The following is a 14,453-nucleotide window of genomic DNA, read 5'->3' as shown; positions in this document are numbered from 1 at the left end:
TAATTCCAAATAAAATGTGTATTATCAGATAGATACAACTCTTATAAGACTAAGGTCCTAGAACTATGCTTAATAAACGTGAACGCCTAATTTCTGGAATACTCTTCCTTCTAATATCCATTTTTCTCATTTTTGATATCTACGAAGACCTCAGCGAAGGCTCGACTTATGAGCATGTTATCGAGGAAGGTATTGTTATGCTCATAGGACTTATCGGAACTACAGTTCTATGGTTCAAGTGGCTATTTACGAAAAAAGAAAACTTAAGAATTAATTCAGATGTTACAAAGCTAAAGTTTGATCTAGAAAACTATAAACAAAAAACCCGTGAATTATCTCGAGGACTTTCAGAGAAAATAAATGATCAGCTAAATGAATGGTCACTAACAAAGTCAGAAAAGGATATCGCCCTACTTCTTCTAAAAGGGCTGGCCATAAAAGAAATAGCTGAAATTAGGTCAACTGCTGAAAAAACAATTAAACAACATTGCTCTAATATCTACAGTAAATCAAACCTAAGTGGACGCAGTGAACTTTCGGCATTCTTTTTAGAGGATATTTTAGTCATCGATGAGGTATAATAGCTTGAATTAGAAACAAAGAGACAATTTTTAATGAAGCTAGAAAGTTTTAAACAAGAACTAACAAAAACAAATAAGATCACAATTATTGGGCCAATGGCCTTAAGCCTCCCTTATATAATTGACTCTCCTATTATCTATGTTGATGGTGGGCTCAACCATAGGCCAAGTGATGATCATCCCTACCTCTCTGTTGGCGATGATGACTCTAATCAAACAAATGATGGCCTTGATATCATTTTAGATGAAAATAAGGACTTCTCCGACCTCACCTTTGCTTTAACACTGGTGCCAGATAATATCACTGAGATTAACTTATTTGGCTTCTTGGGTGGAAGACTCGATCATCAAATGATTACTCTCGGCTCAATTCATCATTTTTTAAAAGAAAGAAAATTACAAACGACATGCAATTTTGAAAGAAAGGTTCTTGCAAGCTCTGGTGGTGACTTCTCTTTTACTCACAATGGTACATTTTCACTTTTAAGCCTTGAGAAACAAGAGCTTAAAATTAGCGGCTCATGTGACTTTCCTCTTAATACGCAAAAGAAAGTAAAAACTCTTAGCTGCCTGACCCTTTCAAATAAGGCTTCAGGTGAAGTACATATTAATTCTGAGCTACCTGTATTTATCTACTTACTAGATTCAGAAACACTAGGCCCTCAAGCCTAGTGTTCCAAAAATTTTAATGTGATGATTTATCCTTTTCATCCGCAAATAATTTTACAAAATTTTCTGTAGCGTCTGAGACTTCAATCTTATGAGACTTCTTCTCTGCACTCTTAGGTAATGCTAAGTAGAGAATACCATCTTGAATTTGGGCCTGAACTTCATTTCGATTGATGAAATGAGGCACTGTTAGACTACGTGAGATACGTCGAGTCTCCCCGCCTCCATCTTCAAATAGAGTTTTGCGTTCGGCCTCAATAGTGACAAGCCCATCATCGACTTGAATATTTAGGTCTTCCTTCTTAACACCAGGCATATCAATACTTAGCAGATAAGCATTATCAGTTTCCTTCATTTCACCAAAGGCATTACTGCTTCCACTTCCTCTGCCCTGCCAAATGTCTTCAAGGCCGGTAATAATATCCCTAAACTCATTATCAAAATTTGCGGAACCAAAAAAGTCTGAATTAAATGCTGAACTTTTTCGGGGAACAATTGAACGTCTAATCATGGGAAACTCCTTTAACTTACGTGTGTGTTGTAGAGAGTACATAACGACGCCAATAGATAAACATCGTCACCTATCTCTTGTTATTAAGATAACGCCATCTTATCATTGTGAATGAGTCGGATAAACTTAAGATATTTTTAAATGCTTCAAATAAGAACTAAAAGATCTCATGACAAAGAGATGTATTGGTGCCTGAGTATAGCAGTAAATATACCAAGGAAGTGATGGCCGAAAATTATTAATTGATACTAGAGTAAATTTTCCATTAGCGACACTTCTAAACTCCAGCCAACCAGTATCTTCAGATGCACTTAAAACTCCTCCAACAATATGAAACTTCGCCCTTCTTAAATTCGACTTATTTTCGATATACCTAAGAATCAGTAGTGGTGTTTTAAATCCAAAAATATTGAAAGTAATAGTTCCCTCTTCTTCATGAACATGAATAATAAATCGAATAAAGCGTGGAAGCCACTTCATATACGTACTCGCAAGCTCTTTCATTTCAAGATGGTTGGGGTTATCAAGGCGTTGAATGGAGCGAACAGTTTTCTCTTCTCTGCGCCTTGCTCTCCGAGGAGCTCTTTTAGTTTTTCTTAAATTAATCAAATTTAACATTTCATCATATGATCGAATTTTGATTAGGTCTCTAATATCATCTTCGATATCAACTTTTGGAAGATGACATTTTAAGCTATCGACTAAAGGAGAAACTAACTCTATTTGTGACTCACCAAAAATAGTCACCCACCACTTTGATAATTTTAAATAATTAATTGGCACAGGAATCATGGGACAAAACTTTCTAAAGCGACGAGAAGTCTTTCTTATCAATTGCTCGTAAGTAACATCCTCGCCGTTAACAATATTAATAATACGATGAAAGAAGTTTTCGTTACCAATCAAATGCGACAGAACTCGCAATAAGTCGTCGATATAGACCAGCTGAGTGCGACTCTTTGTCCACTTAGGTAAAATCATTGCTGGTAAGTTAATAACGAGATTCTTTAAGATCTCAAAAGAAGAGCCCCCGTCTCCTACAATCATACCAGCTCGTAAAATTGTATAAGCAATGCCTGATGACTTAAAGACTTCCTCTACTTCAAGTCGACTTTTTAGGTGTTCACTACTTTCACCTGTCGGAACAAGTCCTCCAAGGTAGATAATATGTTTTACACCATTATGCTGACATGCTTTTGCAAAGTTATCGGCCAAAAGAAGATCTGTATCGCGGAAGTTTCCTTGAAATAATCGTGATGATGGTAGCATTGAATGGACAAGATAAATTGCAATATCAATATCTTTTAAGGCCTCTTTAGTGCTGTGATAAGAAAAGAGGTCTGTTTTTGAAAACTCAATATTCTCATCTGAATAGGACTCACTACGCCCCAGGGCCCTAACTTGATGTTGGCCTTTGATCTTTTGAATGAGGTTGCGACCAATAAAACCATTGGCACCAGCAATTGCTACTTTCATAATAGATAACTTTAATTACTTCTTTCGACGAACGTAGAGAGTTTTTTTGACTCTTGCCACTTGCTTTCCGCCTTTGTCATAAATATAAGTTTCAAAAACAGGATGAACTCTTCTTTCTTCACTGGCCTGCTTTTTTATTCTCTCGACTTCTTCCAGGCTAATTTCAAATTCGGCCTTAACAACACCTTTCCCAGGACTCAAAAAGTCGATCTCTGCAGTCTTGTCCCAAATGATATGATCTTTTCCAAGATGAAAACTTAGTAATAACATATAGAATGGGTCACACATTGAGTATAAGCTGCCCCCAAAGTGAACTCCAACATAATTAGTATTAAGAAATGTTTGTTTCATTTGCACACAGATCTTTGTGCGTTCATCATTGATAGATAAGACCTTAATTCCTGCACCCAGGTAAGGTGGCCAAAACTTAAGTAATTTAATGGCCTTTTCTGGTGGTATTCTTTGCCAAAAGCTCATGGCGAAACCTTTAAGATTCAAATGATTAATAAAGTATTTATTATATCATTGGAAATTTCAAAGTCACGCGAGAGCCACGATTTGGCATATTTTCGATAAATAGAGCAGCACCATGCTTTTTAAGAAAAGAGTGAACGAGCTTTAATCCAATGCCAGTTCCTTTCTCTCCCTTTGTCCCCTGCTTTACATGGAATGTCTGTCCACTTTGAATTCCATCAATAACAATATCAGGAACCCCTTCTCCTTCATCACAAATTTGAATTGCATAGCCATCTGAGACAGCGCCCTTGACAACAATTTTCTTTCCTTCAGGAGAGAATTTAATAGCATTTGAAATAATATTACGAACACAAGTTTCAATCATATTACTATCGTGATTGAAGATATAATCCTCTAAATCAACTTCAATTTCGAGATCCTTGGTTTGAGCTAACTCATAGGCAAACTCAACAGCACTCGTTATCGTATCCTTTATATTGAGCTCTTTTGGAGTATAACCAAGGCTTTCATTACTCGTTAGTGCCCAAGCAAGAAGATCCTTTAAGAGCGAATCTGTTTTCTTCGCCGATTTAATAATGCGGTCTTGGTAAAGTTTAATTCGCTCCACTGACAGCTCTTCATTCCTTTTTGAAACAAGAGACGCTGACGAGAGAATAACTTGTAATGGACTCTTTAAGTCGTGAGCAATCGTTGAAATAACATCGTCTTTTGTTTTATTAAGTTCTTCTAGACGGCGGTTAGAAATATAAAATAGTCTCCATGCTCTGTTAAACATTGATCTAAAGGCAAATAGAACAATATTTAGCGATAAGAGAATAAAGATTTTATAGAAGTGTTTCTTTAGATCAACTGACTCGTTAAGAATAGGAATAATCATAAAGAGAGCAAAAAGAAGTGCACAGTTAACGATAATGCCATTTAGTCTTCCAGGTAGCATGACATAGAATGAAGTGGTCATGATCATAATACCAGCAAGTAGTGTCGTACTAGTTCCCATAATCATAAATGTCATTAGCGCAACAATGACTACGGAAACGAGCTTAATAAAGAATAAGTGTGTTTCAATTTTGTCACTATAATCACTCTTTCTAAAAGCAACGAAGAAGCCAAGCCCATAAGCAACAAGTAGAGATCTAAAGAAAGTCAGAATATTTGGTGATCCAAAAGTATAGGCACGTTGATAGTCAGCAAGTATTCCAGCAAATAAGAGCAGGATACAGCAGACTAAATACGACAAGAGTGTATATGTTCGATCCTTTGGCCAAGACGTTTGAAGATAATTTCTCTCTTCAGTACGCGACTTAAACTCCCCAAAGGAATTGATTAGGGCTTCCAATAGTTAATCCTTTAAATTTTAAATACGTAAACAATTAGTCTTTACTATATTTATCCAAGAGATTCGAGAAAAAAAATTGTGATGTGAAAATTTACAATCTCATAAGGCTTGTAAAAACAAGCACTTAAAAACTAAAACAAGTGATTATTATGTTTTAGCTTTGGACGGCCTAGGGAAATCTTTCAATTTACCATAGTGGCCCATGTGAGCGTGATATTTATAAATATGAACAAAATCACCCCTCTACTTATTACTTTATTTGCCTTAAACACCTCAGCAAGCGACATCAAGTCCAGACTGCTAGACTTTCATCAGATTCAAGAAGAGTTAGAATGTAGTCGTGAATACAAATTCGTTGCTTCAGCATTTAAAGTAAAGAAGAGAGAGTCCATTAGCTGTAGCGATGTTGATTGGGCCGAAAATGCCCTAAGCAAGGTTGCAAATCTAAAGCCTGATGCACCAATGGTTAACTTGGAATTACTTGCTAGGGATAATGGAGCGTCATTTGATATTGGAGAAACAGTACGTATCCCTCTTCATTTAACATTTACCAATCAATGGGGACAAGTCTTTAACTCATATACAATTGGAACTGATGCAATCCTCTACCATGAGTACTCTCATGCCATATTTGGAAAGAGAATTGGGACACAATTCTATCCGAAGCTTAAGGCCTTAGCAGAAAGGCTATCGCGTTTTAAAATTAGCCGCCAAAAAGCATACGCTGAAGGAAACCCAAGAAATGTGGTTGAATACTATACAAAGCAAATCGAGTCCATTGAGGCGAGAATAAAGACTCATAATGAGCTTGAAAAATACCATCTTTCATCTTCATATAACGAACTCTTTGCTGATCTCATGGCCGTTCTTGTGACAAATAACCGCAATGCCATCTTTAATGCTCTCTACTATGACGAGATGACAGACGACGCCTATCAGCTAATTAAGCTCAGGTCATTTGAGGATCAAAATACAAAGTATGATAATCGCGGACTCTATGAAGAACATGGTGAGCTGGCCCTAGTTCGCCAATATATTGGAGAAGAAATTCTTCCTAAAATTTTCAAAAAGGAAAACGAAGAAGAACTTAAGAAAGAATTAATAAAAATCGTCCTAGAATCAATTGAATCTCAAATGGATAAGAGGATTAGAAAGGCCGCTTTTAAAACATCTCCTATGCACAGCAACACTGCTCTGATTGAGGAGATTAAGCAACGATATCTTAGCAAAACTGATTCTGTTGACTGAGTAGAAGATAAAACCTAAAATTAATCGAAAGCGACTGAGTCAACTAGAGGTGAATCATAAGCGTCGATTTATTCAAATACTTTTATCCAAATTCCGTAAATGATGAGAACGAACTTCAAGCTATTGATAAGCGCTACGAGGCTCGCTTAATCGTTTTCACCTTAATTTCCATAATATTTATTTTCTTACTGATGATTGGTGTCTTTTCCTATAATGTTGGAATTACGAGCCAATACAATATGCCCTTTCTGATCTTTATCCCAACGGCATCATACACTCTCTTCTTTTATAAGAGATACGATAACCCACTTCTGTTTAAGATTCTAATCCTTAGCATGAGCTATATTATTATCAACTTAAGGGCCTTTGAGCTTCAATCTCATGCTGGCTCACTAGTCCCATGGATGCTCGTGATCTTTGCCCTGATCTCATATACCGTTTCGTTTCGAGTCGGTTTTGGAGGAATACTTCTAAACTCTATTGCCATAATTTATAACTCGTATATGGGAGATAGCTTTTCAGGAATTCTCGATAAAGAGCTCCAAGTTATTGTTAACCAAGGGATTCCCATTTTTCTTTTTTCTTTAGTGGTCTATTACAAACATGTCGTTGACCGCGAAAAGTCTAAGGAGCTTAAACGATTTCAAAAACGTGATGCCATTTCAAAAATGATTATCACCTTATCTCATGAGATAAATAACCCTCTTACGGTTTCAAAATTGTGCCTAAGTAGATTAAAGAGAAATTATGATAACGATACATTAAATCGCTGTGAAAAGAATCTCGATCGTATCTCCAAGATCACTCACTTTATTAAAGATATTCAAGACTTTAAAGAGGTGGACTACGGAACAAATAGTAAGATGTACGACCTTTACGAGGCCATAAAAAGCCACGAAAGGTCAATCGATGACATCCTTTAATAACCTCAATTCTCAAGAATCGAAGTCAGATATACTAAATCATAATATGAGGCCAAGAATAGGTCAGTCGATAAATTAGACATTCTACAAGTGGGGTATTCCCCCACTTATAGATGAGGTGTAACTAGGCTACTTTAATTTTAGGATTTAGCGTGAATTTACAATTCATTGAATTTGTAACCAGGCATTTGTGTTGAGTCTCTTCTAATAATTTTAGATAATCCTCAACATTCTCCTTACCATGAACAACAAGATTTGGTTGAATCTCTACCGTTGTAAAAGTGAGCTTTCCATCCTTTCTTTCTAGCTTAGCATCTGCTTTAACATCAAGTGTTTCCCAATCCATTTTTCTTGCTTGGGCCAATGCCTTGAAGCTAAGTAGGTAGCAACTTGAAATACTTGCTGAGAATAGGTCTTCTGGAGACCACTCTCCTTCTGGCCCTTTAAATTCAGGAGGTGCCGTCGCTTCCAAATTCTGTTTTCCTTTAGAAGAAATTTTCATTCTTCCATCATTTCTTTCGCCGTGGGTGTTGGTACTGTAGATACTCATATATACTCCAATGTTCTCGTTATTTTGCTATCTTAAGGGTTTTTGTAGTCCAGCTGCTTTAAAGAAATCCTTATTTTTGTTTAATAACTAAAACAAGGCCATAATCTTTAAAGCTTGAAAGAACACAAAACAGATTCAACTTGCAATTCATGTAAAACCTAAGCTACATCATCTTTTTTTTGCTCCAATTCTTCTAAGATTGCCCTTAGGAGATAAAAAGATGATTAAAGACAGTCTTGTTCAAAAATATAATGTACCAGTACCTCGCTACACTAGCTTTCCAGCTGTTCCCTATTGGACGGGGGCACCATCACAAGAGATGTGGTTTGAGCACCTTAAAGAAGGCCATAGTAAGTCCCAAGGTGTAGAGCTTTATATCCATGTTCCTTTTTGTGAAAAGCTTTGTTACTACTGCGGTTGTCACCGAGTTATTTCAAAAAATAAAAATCGTGGTGTTGAATATGTTGATTTCTTACTAAGAGAGTGGGAACTCTACCGAGAGCAAATGGGAGATATTAAAATCTCATCAATTCACCTTGGAGGTGGAACTCCTAATTTTTTAAACGAAGAGGCCTTTTCAACACTATTAGATAAGCTAAAGGAATCAATTGACTCTAAAGATTTTAAAGGTTCAATTGAAATTGATCCTCGTACTTGTTCAAAGTCACAATTAGACCTTTATAAGAAATTGGGATTTAGTCGTCTCTCAATGGGAATTCAAGATTTTGATCCCACAGTTCAAGAAGCAATCGGCCGCGTACAGCCTTTCGATAAGGTAAAAGAGCTTGTGGACTACTGTCGAGAAATAGGAATAGATGATATCAATTTTGATTTAATCTATGGGCTACCTTTTCAAACACTAGAGTCTGTTGAAGAAACAATAGAAAAGGTCATCTCACTTAAACCACTACAAATTGCTTTCTACAGCTATGCTCACCTTCCATCTAAAATAAAAAATCAGAAGCTGATTCCTGAAGAAGCTCTACCAGAAGGAGCAAAAAAAAGAGCATTATACGAACACGGCAAGAGCTTACTTGAAAAGCATTCATATAAAGAAATTGGCCTCGATCACTTTGCCAAGTCAAATTCACAACTCTACCAAGCAAAACAAGAAGGTAAACTGAGACGAAACTTTATGGGGCACACTCATAAGAGCTCTCCGATTATTATCGGTCTAGGTTGTTCTTCAATTTCATCATCTGCTAAGAGCTTTGTGCAAAATGAAAAGGATGTGAAGGCGTATTATGAATCAATCAGCAATAGGAAGCTTGCTATTACAGCTGGTCATATTCACTCTCAAGAAGATATCGCCGTTGAAGAAATCTTACAAAATTTCTTTGCGACAAATAGTGTTTCAAATAAAGCATGGCAGGGCCTAAAGAATGCTTCACTTATTAGTCATAAGATTTGCGAGCTTGAAAAAGATGGCCTTATTACAAGTAGTGATAAGATTATTGTCACAGAAGAAGGCAGGCCATTTATGAGAAATATAGCGAGTATTTTTGATCATCATTTGATGAAGGCTAAGCAAAATAGTGGCTCTCGCTCCCTATAAGAGTATTGTTCGATAGACTCTAGCTATTAGTCTATGCAGTTTGATAATTTGCATATTTTTCCAATCTAATAGATAATTTAAGTCACACAATATAGGGAGAATACATGAGTCAATTGACGCCACAACAAAAAGAAGAATTACTTGCAGAAATCACACTTCTAGAAGGGCAACTTACTGGAAATATGATGGAAGATATGGATATTCGTGGCAGAATTCACAATATTAAAATGAAACTTGATGGCGTAAAACCACCTGAAAGCTTTATCGACTGCATCGGTTGCGGTTCATAGAGAAATCTTCAACGATCAAATTCACTCTTTAGTAAAAAGATAATCTGATTAATAGCAAATCTAGATTCCCTAAGATGAGGCATCTCTATAAATCCATGCATCATCTTGGGGTATTCAAAGTAGCGATAAGGCCTACTACCTTCTTTCAAACGATTTTTTAATTCCTTCGCATCCGGATGTAAAATATCGTGAGTACCTGTAAAGATATTAATCTCAGGAAGATCATCAAGCTCTCCTCTTAATGGACTTATACGATAATCATCCCCAGGTAAATCATCTGCAAATATTTGTCCTAACTCTCTAATCCCCTTTCGATCTAAAACCATTTCATGCTCATCAAAGTCTTCAATCTCAGGGTTACTCATGGTGATATCAAGCCACGGTGAAAGGAGTATAATTGAAGAAGGAAGTGAATACTTTTCATTTCTCATTTGCTCACAAAGCGCAAGTGCAAGACAACCTCCCGCTGCATCTCCCATGACAACGATATTTTCAGCACCAACTCTTTGCGCTGTCTTCTCAAAAGATTCTCTAATCATCGAAAGAGCATCTAAGACGCTTCCATGAGGAACCAAGGGATAGTCAGGAACAATAATTTCGATATCTATATTTCGCATCAACTGTGTGAGCAAGTGGAATTGGCCAACATTCATATTATAAATAAATGCTCCGCCGTGAATATAGAAAACTGTTTTTGCACACTCCTTACCCATTGGCCTAAATTGGAAGAGGTTGCGATTTTGTATCTGCATACAGTGAATATCAAATTCATGATAGAAAGCACGAGGTATACTCGTTTCATTTGGAATGGGATCTTCTTTCTTCTTTTCAACAATCTTAGAAAAGATCTTTCTAAGTTGTAGAATTCTAAGACTTCCCTTTGAGACAAATGAGCCAAAGCTTTCTTCACCTTTGTAATGAAATTCAGTCTCAATTGGATAGCGATCTTTTTTTAGTGCTTTATTTCCCATAGAGCTAATATCGGAGCTCTTAGAACTGGGCCACAGAAAAGAAAGGCTTAATTCTTTTTAACTAAGACTTATGGCTAAGTTAAGAAAAAGCCCCTCACGCATGAGTAGAAGATGAGGGGCCCCCTAGATTTCTCTAGATTATTTATGTAACGCAGAGAGAGTTGTTGCGTTTACACAAGCATTAAGTCTTCAAAGGCAGTTAGGCCTGCTTTGGCCCCTTCTCCCATTGCGATAATAATTTGTTTATAAGGTACGATTGTTACATCTCCGGCCGCATAAATACCTTTCTGACTTGTACGACACTTATCAGTTACAACGATCTCCCCAAACTTATTCTTTTCAACAAGATCCCCAAGGAAGGCACTATTTGGCACAAGTCCGATCTGAACAAAGACACCATCAAGGTCAACTTTTTTCATCTCACCAGTTGCACGATCCTCATACTCAAGACCGATAACTTTTTCATCGTCACCGACGACCTTATCTGTTCGTGCATTTTTAACGATTGTTACATTTGGTAGAGACTCAAGCTTCTTAACAAGAACAGAGTCTGCTTTAAGTTCTGGTGCAAACTCAAAGAGTGTCACTGACTTTACGATACCAGCAAGGTCAATGGCCGCTTCAACACCAGAGTTTCCACCACCAACAACACTAATATCTTTACCTTTATAATAAGGGCCATCACAGTGTGGGCAATAAGCAACACCACGACCGATATACTCTTTCTCACCGTCAACACCAAGCTCACGCCATTTTGCTCCTGTTGCAATAATGAGAGCTTTTGTTTGGACAGTTTCCCCACTATTTAAAAATAGAGTCTTAACATCACCGTTTTCAATATTTTCAACACGACGATGCTCGAGTGTTTTAATATCATACTGTGACATATGTTCATTAAGGGCCGCAGATAAGTGTGGGCCTTCTGTATATGGAATCGAGATAAAGTTTTCGATGCCCTTAGTATCTTGCATCTGACCGCCGACGCGATCAGTGATTACAGCTGTCTTAAGCCCTTTACGAGCTGTGTAGATTGCAGATGAGACACCAGCAGGACCTCCTCCAATAACGATAACATCGTATAGACCTAAGTCTTTTGCTTCGCCAGAAGACTGTCTGTCTTCTTTTCCAAAGCGTGCTTCTAGCTTTTCTAGTAAATCAACAAGTGAAGACTTTCCAGAGTGAACTAAGTCATCGCCATCAATCACACTTGGGACTCCCTGAATCTTAAGTCTAGCAATTTCATCTTGATCAAACTCTCCATCAACCATTTCGTGAGTGAAGTCGTCTTTAAAGATGGCCATGAGATTAAGTGCTTGTACGATATCAGGGCAATTCTCACATGAGAGAGAAATATATGTTTTAAGGCCTATCTCACCTTTTAAAGCTTTAATTCGATTAATAATCATCTCATCAGGAAGCTTCCCTTTAAGATCACTATTTAGGATAGCAAGAATTAGTGATGTAAATTCATGTCCACCTGGAATACCAGAAAATTTGATTCCATTCGCCTTGCCATTTACATGAATTTCAAAATGTGGGTAATCGTAATTTTGTCCGCTAGACTTTGCCACAATCTTTGGAGAAGTAGTCGCGATGCTCTCAAGCATCTCAACAAGCTCCTGTTGTTTAGCATGACTTGATTCATTGTAAACAAGCCCAATCTCACTCTCCAGTTGAGCGTAGACAGACTTTAATTGTTCAATGATTCCACTATCTAACATAATTACTCCAATAAAATTCTAGGACAGGCCCAAGCGATAAAGCCTGGGCCCAAAATATCGTTGAGGATAAATCTTAGATTTTTCCTACAAGGTCTAAACCTGGCTTAAGTGTTTCAGCACCTGGCTTCCACTTAGCTGGACATACTTCGTCTGGGTGCTCAGCAATGAATTGCGCAGCTTGAACTTTTCTCATAAGTTCATCAGCATTACGTCCGATTCCATTGTCGTGAATTTCAGCAAGTTTAATTTCACCAGCTGGATTGATTAGGAAAGTTCCTCTATAAGCAAGACCTTCTTCTTCAATATGAACACCAAACGCTCTTGTTAGTTGACCTGTTGGGTCTGCAAGCATAGGGTACTTAATTTTCTTGATTGTATCTGAAGTGTCATGCCAAGCTTTATGTGTGAAGTGAGTATCTGTTGATACAGAGTAAACCTCTACACCCATTTTTTGGAATTCTTCATACTTATCTGCCATGTCACCTAGTTCAGTAGGACATACGAATGTAAAGTCTGCTGGGTAGAAGAAAAGGATCGACCATTTACCTTCTAGATCATTAGCTGTAACTGTTTTGAATTCTTCATTGTGATAAGCTTGCACATTGAAGTCTTGTACTTTTGTGTTGATTAAAGTTTGCACTATTCATCTCCTTTAGAAGTTTTAATAAGTGATATTCTACTTATAAGATTCTTCCATCAGAGGTGATTTTAATCTAATATTTATTATCTAATGCTTGATAGATGTCACCTATGATACCGCGAGGCACCATAGGCTTGTATATGACTGTAATTAATGAAAACTTAATTCATTTAGTCGAGATGATAGATTTCCATGATATTTTCTAGAGTTTTTTCAAAGTCAATCTTGAGATCTTTAAGTTCTCCAGTGTGAACATCAAAAACCCAGCCGTAAACTTTTAGGCCTCTTTCACGATTTGCTTTTTGTACGGCAGCTGTCTTAATAGCATTAATACATTGCTCTTGAACATTTAACTCAACTAGACGCTCATAGCGCTTGTCTTCGTCTTCAATTGCATTAAGTTCTGTCTTGTGAGTACGATAAACATCGCGAATATTTCTAAGCCATGGGTTTAGAATTCCAAGGTCTTGGCTTTCCATTGCGGCCTTAACACCACCACACCCGTAGTGCCCACAAACGATAATATGATCGACTTTTAAGTGATCAACTGCGTAGTTTAGAACACTCATGACATTTAGGTCGATACTGATAACCATATTGGCGATATTTCTGTGAACGAAGATCTCACCTGGTCCGGCACCCATTACTTCTTCGGCCGTAACACGAGAGTCAGAGCATCCGATATAAAGAAAATTAGGGTTTTGTCCTGCCCCTAATTTGTCGAAGTATTTTTCGTCTTGTTTAAGCTTTGAATCAACCCATTCTTTGTTATTTTCAAAAATCTTTTTGATATCCATATAATTCACCTATGTTATTTTTTGCAAAATCATAAGTGAATAAATTGAATTTGCCAATTATAGGCCTTCGAGTAGGAATTTCACCGCAAGGCTTTGTAAAATAATCGCGGCAATGATGCTAAAAACTGGTCCTAACTTATCAGAAGCGCGTTTAGCAATGCTCATTCCCACTATTGTCGAACAAAACGCCCAAACACCAATCGAAGTAATGTATGGAGTCAGCACTTTACCCGATGCGCCAATTGTCACACCAACAGCAAATGCGTCAAGGCTTGTGGCAAATGAAACCAGGATCACTTTTAATAAGCTATGAAACTGCTTCGGCCTCTCTTCTTCATCATCATTCTTACCACTAAGCTCTTCATAGCCCTCATAGGCCATGTGAATAGCAACAGCTGTTAAGAGGCCAAACGAAATCCAATGATCAATATAATCAAATTGAGCAATAACTTTCGCGCCGGCAATTGCACCTAAGAAAGCAACCAGTGCTTCTGCTCCCCCCGATGAGAATGCAAACTTCAGAGTATCACTAAATTTATGAGGTCTGGCCCCCATTGCAACAGCAGCAGAAAAAGAGTCGGCACATAGAACTAAACCAATAACTATAACTTCAAAATAATTAATCATAAGACCTTTATAATACGTCGGCCTATTACAGGCAATTATTAAAAAACTATTCGATTTGTTAAATATTTACTATTGTCCCTA

16 protein-coding genes are annotated in these 14,453 nt (G+C 37.3%); 6 read left to right on the top strand and 10 right to left on the bottom strand.

The features are described 5' to 3' along the window. Window positions 1-65 precede the first annotated feature (65 nt). Window positions 66-581 carry a LuxR C-terminal-related transcriptional regulator gene (locus tag ABMA72_RS14195; protein ID WP_392859534.1) on the top strand — a complete coding sequence of 172 codons (516 nt, stop codon included), beginning with the start codon at window positions 66-68 and terminating at the stop codon, window positions 579-581. A 33-nt stretch (window positions 582-614) separates the two neighbouring features. Further along, window positions 615-1,253: a hypothetical protein gene (locus tag ABMA72_RS14190; protein ID WP_392990092.1), complete on the top strand. Its 639-nt coding sequence runs from the start codon at window positions 615-617 to the stop codon at window positions 1,251-1,253. Window positions 1,254-1,266: 13 nt separating this feature from the next. Here the strand turns inward: ABMA72_RS14190 and ABMA72_RS14185 are convergent, their stop codons facing one another. The 4 genes from ABMA72_RS14185 to ABMA72_RS14170 all read right to left on the bottom strand — a co-directional run bounded on the left by ABMA72_RS14185 (window position 1,267) and on the right by ABMA72_RS14170 (window position 5,050). Further along, window positions 1,267-1,761, bottom strand: coding sequence for an Hsp20/alpha crystallin family protein (locus ABMA72_RS14185; protein ID WP_392859529.1), 495 nt, complete (start codon window positions 1,759-1,761; stop codon window positions 1,267-1,269). A gap of 126 nt (window positions 1,762-1,887) precedes the next feature. Next, complete coding sequence (locus ABMA72_RS14180; protein WP_392859523.1) at window positions 1,888-3,237, bottom strand: NAD(P)H-binding protein; 1,350 nt, start codon at window positions 3,235-3,237, stop codon at window positions 1,888-1,890. A 15-nt stretch (window positions 3,238-3,252) separates the two neighbouring features. Then, window positions 3,253-3,714 (bottom strand): DUF4442 domain-containing protein, encoded by a 462-nt coding sequence (locus ABMA72_RS14175; RefSeq protein ID WP_392990091.1) that lies wholly within the window; start codon window positions 3,712-3,714, stop codon window positions 3,253-3,255. A 40-nt stretch (window positions 3,715-3,754) separates the two neighbouring features. Then, window positions 3,755-5,050 (bottom strand): sensor histidine kinase, encoded by a 1,296-nt coding sequence (locus tag ABMA72_RS14170; protein WP_392859519.1) that lies wholly within the window; start codon window positions 5,048-5,050, stop codon window positions 3,755-3,757. A 225-nt stretch (window positions 5,051-5,275) separates the two neighbouring features. Between ABMA72_RS14170 and ABMA72_RS14165 the strand changes: the two genes are divergently transcribed. Then, window positions 5,276-6,298, top strand: coding sequence for a hypothetical protein (locus ABMA72_RS14165; protein ID WP_392990087.1), 1,023 nt, complete (start codon window positions 5,276-5,278; stop codon window positions 6,296-6,298). Between the two features lie 191 nt (window positions 6,299-6,489). Continuing rightward, window positions 6,490-7,221: a hypothetical protein gene (locus tag ABMA72_RS14160; RefSeq protein ID WP_392990085.1), complete on the top strand. Its 732-nt coding sequence runs from the start codon at window positions 6,490-6,492 to the stop codon at window positions 7,219-7,221. Between the two features lie 124 nt (window positions 7,222-7,345). On the opposite strand, the gene ABMA72_RS14155 is transcribed toward ABMA72_RS14160, so the two are convergent. After that, window positions 7,346-7,771, bottom strand: a complete 426-nt coding sequence (locus ABMA72_RS14155; RefSeq protein WP_392859513.1) for an OsmC family protein — start codon at window positions 7,769-7,771, stop codon at window positions 7,346-7,348. Between the two features lie 220 nt (window positions 7,772-7,991). On the opposite strand from ABMA72_RS14155, the gene hemN reads away from it, so the two are divergent. Further along, complete coding sequence (hemN, locus tag ABMA72_RS14150) at window positions 7,992-9,326, top strand: oxygen-independent coproporphyrinogen III oxidase (RefSeq protein ID WP_392990083.1); 1,335 nt, start codon at window positions 7,992-7,994, stop codon at window positions 9,324-9,326. Window positions 9,327-9,430: 104 nt separating this feature from the next. Continuing rightward, window positions 9,431-9,616: a hypothetical protein gene (locus ABMA72_RS14145; RefSeq protein WP_021268045.1), complete on the top strand. Its 186-nt coding sequence runs from the start codon at window positions 9,431-9,433 to the stop codon at window positions 9,614-9,616. An 8-nt stretch (window positions 9,617-9,624) separates the two neighbouring features. Here ABMA72_RS14145 and ABMA72_RS14140 read toward each other — a convergent pair whose 3' ends face one another. From ABMA72_RS14140 to ABMA72_RS14120, 5 genes are all read right to left on the bottom strand, one after another. Continuing rightward, window positions 9,625-10,587, bottom strand: a complete 963-nt coding sequence (locus ABMA72_RS14140; RefSeq protein WP_393057606.1) for an alpha/beta hydrolase fold domain-containing protein — start codon at window positions 10,585-10,587, stop codon at window positions 9,625-9,627. Window positions 10,588-10,757: 170 nt separating this feature from the next. Next, a complete protein-coding gene (ahpF, locus tag ABMA72_RS14135; RefSeq protein WP_393057604.1) occupies window positions 10,758-12,308 on the bottom strand; it encodes an alkyl hydroperoxide reductase subunit F in 1,551 nt (516 codons plus the stop codon). 73 nt (window positions 12,309-12,381) lie between these two features. Continuing rightward, window positions 12,382-12,948 (bottom strand): alkyl hydroperoxide reductase subunit C, encoded by a 567-nt coding sequence (gene ahpC, locus ABMA72_RS14130; RefSeq protein ID WP_392859499.1) that lies wholly within the window; start codon window positions 12,946-12,948, stop codon window positions 12,382-12,384. 170 nt (window positions 12,949-13,118) lie between these two features. After that, entirely contained in the window at window positions 13,119-13,745 is a 627-nt protein-coding gene (locus ABMA72_RS14125) for a carbonic anhydrase (RefSeq protein WP_392859497.1), read from the bottom strand. A 57-nt stretch (window positions 13,746-13,802) separates the two neighbouring features. Then, complete coding sequence (locus tag ABMA72_RS14120; RefSeq protein WP_393057602.1) at window positions 13,803-14,372, bottom strand: manganese efflux pump MntP family protein; 570 nt, start codon at window positions 14,370-14,372, stop codon at window positions 13,803-13,805. Window positions 14,373-14,453: the final 81 nt, after the last annotated feature.

The sequence above is a fragment of the Halobacteriovorax sp. CON-3 genome (genome assembly GCF_043196995.1).
In the GTDB taxonomy this organism is placed as follows: Bacteria; Bdellovibrionota; Bacteriovoracia; order Bacteriovoracales; family Bacteriovoracaceae; genus Halobacteriovorax_A.
This window is presented reverse-complemented; position numbering and strand designations above follow the sequence as displayed.

Coding starts and splice junctions, on each gene's coding strand:
- ABMA72_RS14195 (WP_392859534.1), top strand. CDS start 66: ATGCTTAATAAACGTGAACGCCTAATTTCTGGAATACTCTTCCTTCTA.
- ABMA72_RS14190 (WP_392990092.1), top strand. CDS start 615: ATGAAGCTAGAAAGTTTTAAACAAGAACTAACAAAAACAAATAAGATC.
- ABMA72_RS14185 (WP_392859529.1), bottom strand. CDS start 1,761: ATGATTAGACGTTCAATTGTTCCCCGAAAAAGTTCAGCATTTAATTCA.
- ABMA72_RS14180 (WP_392859523.1), bottom strand. CDS start 3,237: ATGAAAGTAGCAATTGCTGGTGCCAATGGTTTTATTGGTCGCAACCTC.
- ABMA72_RS14175 (WP_392990091.1), bottom strand. CDS start 3,714: ATGAGCTTTTGGCAAAGAATACCACCAGAAAAGGCCATTAAATTACTT.
- ABMA72_RS14165 (WP_392990087.1), top strand. CDS start 5,276: ATGAACAAAATCACCCCTCTACTTATTACTTTATTTGCCTTAAACACC.
- ABMA72_RS14160 (WP_392990085.1), top strand. CDS start 6,490: ATGATTGGTGTCTTTTCCTATAATGTTGGAATTACGAGCCAATACAAT.
- ABMA72_RS14155 (WP_392859513.1), bottom strand. CDS start 7,771: ATGAGTATCTACAGTACCAACACCCACGGCGAAAGAAATGATGGAAGA.
- hemN (WP_392990083.1), top strand. CDS start 7,992: ATGATTAAAGACAGTCTTGTTCAAAAATATAATGTACCAGTACCTCGC.
- ABMA72_RS14145 (WP_021268045.1), top strand. CDS start 9,431: ATGAGTCAATTGACGCCACAACAAAAAGAAGAATTACTTGCAGAAATC.
- ABMA72_RS14140 (WP_393057606.1), bottom strand. CDS start 10,587: ATGGGAAATAAAGCACTAAAAAAAGATCGCTATCCAATTGAGACTGAA.
- ahpF (WP_393057604.1), bottom strand. CDS start 12,308: ATGTTAGATAGTGGAATCATTGAACAATTAAAGTCTGTCTACGCTCAA.
- ABMA72_RS14125 (WP_392859497.1), bottom strand. CDS start 13,745: ATGGATATCAAAAAGATTTTTGAAAATAACAAAGAATGGGTTGATTCA.
- ABMA72_RS14120 (WP_393057602.1), bottom strand. CDS start 14,372: ATGATTAATTATTTTGAAGTTATAGTTATTGGTTTAGTTCTATGTGCC.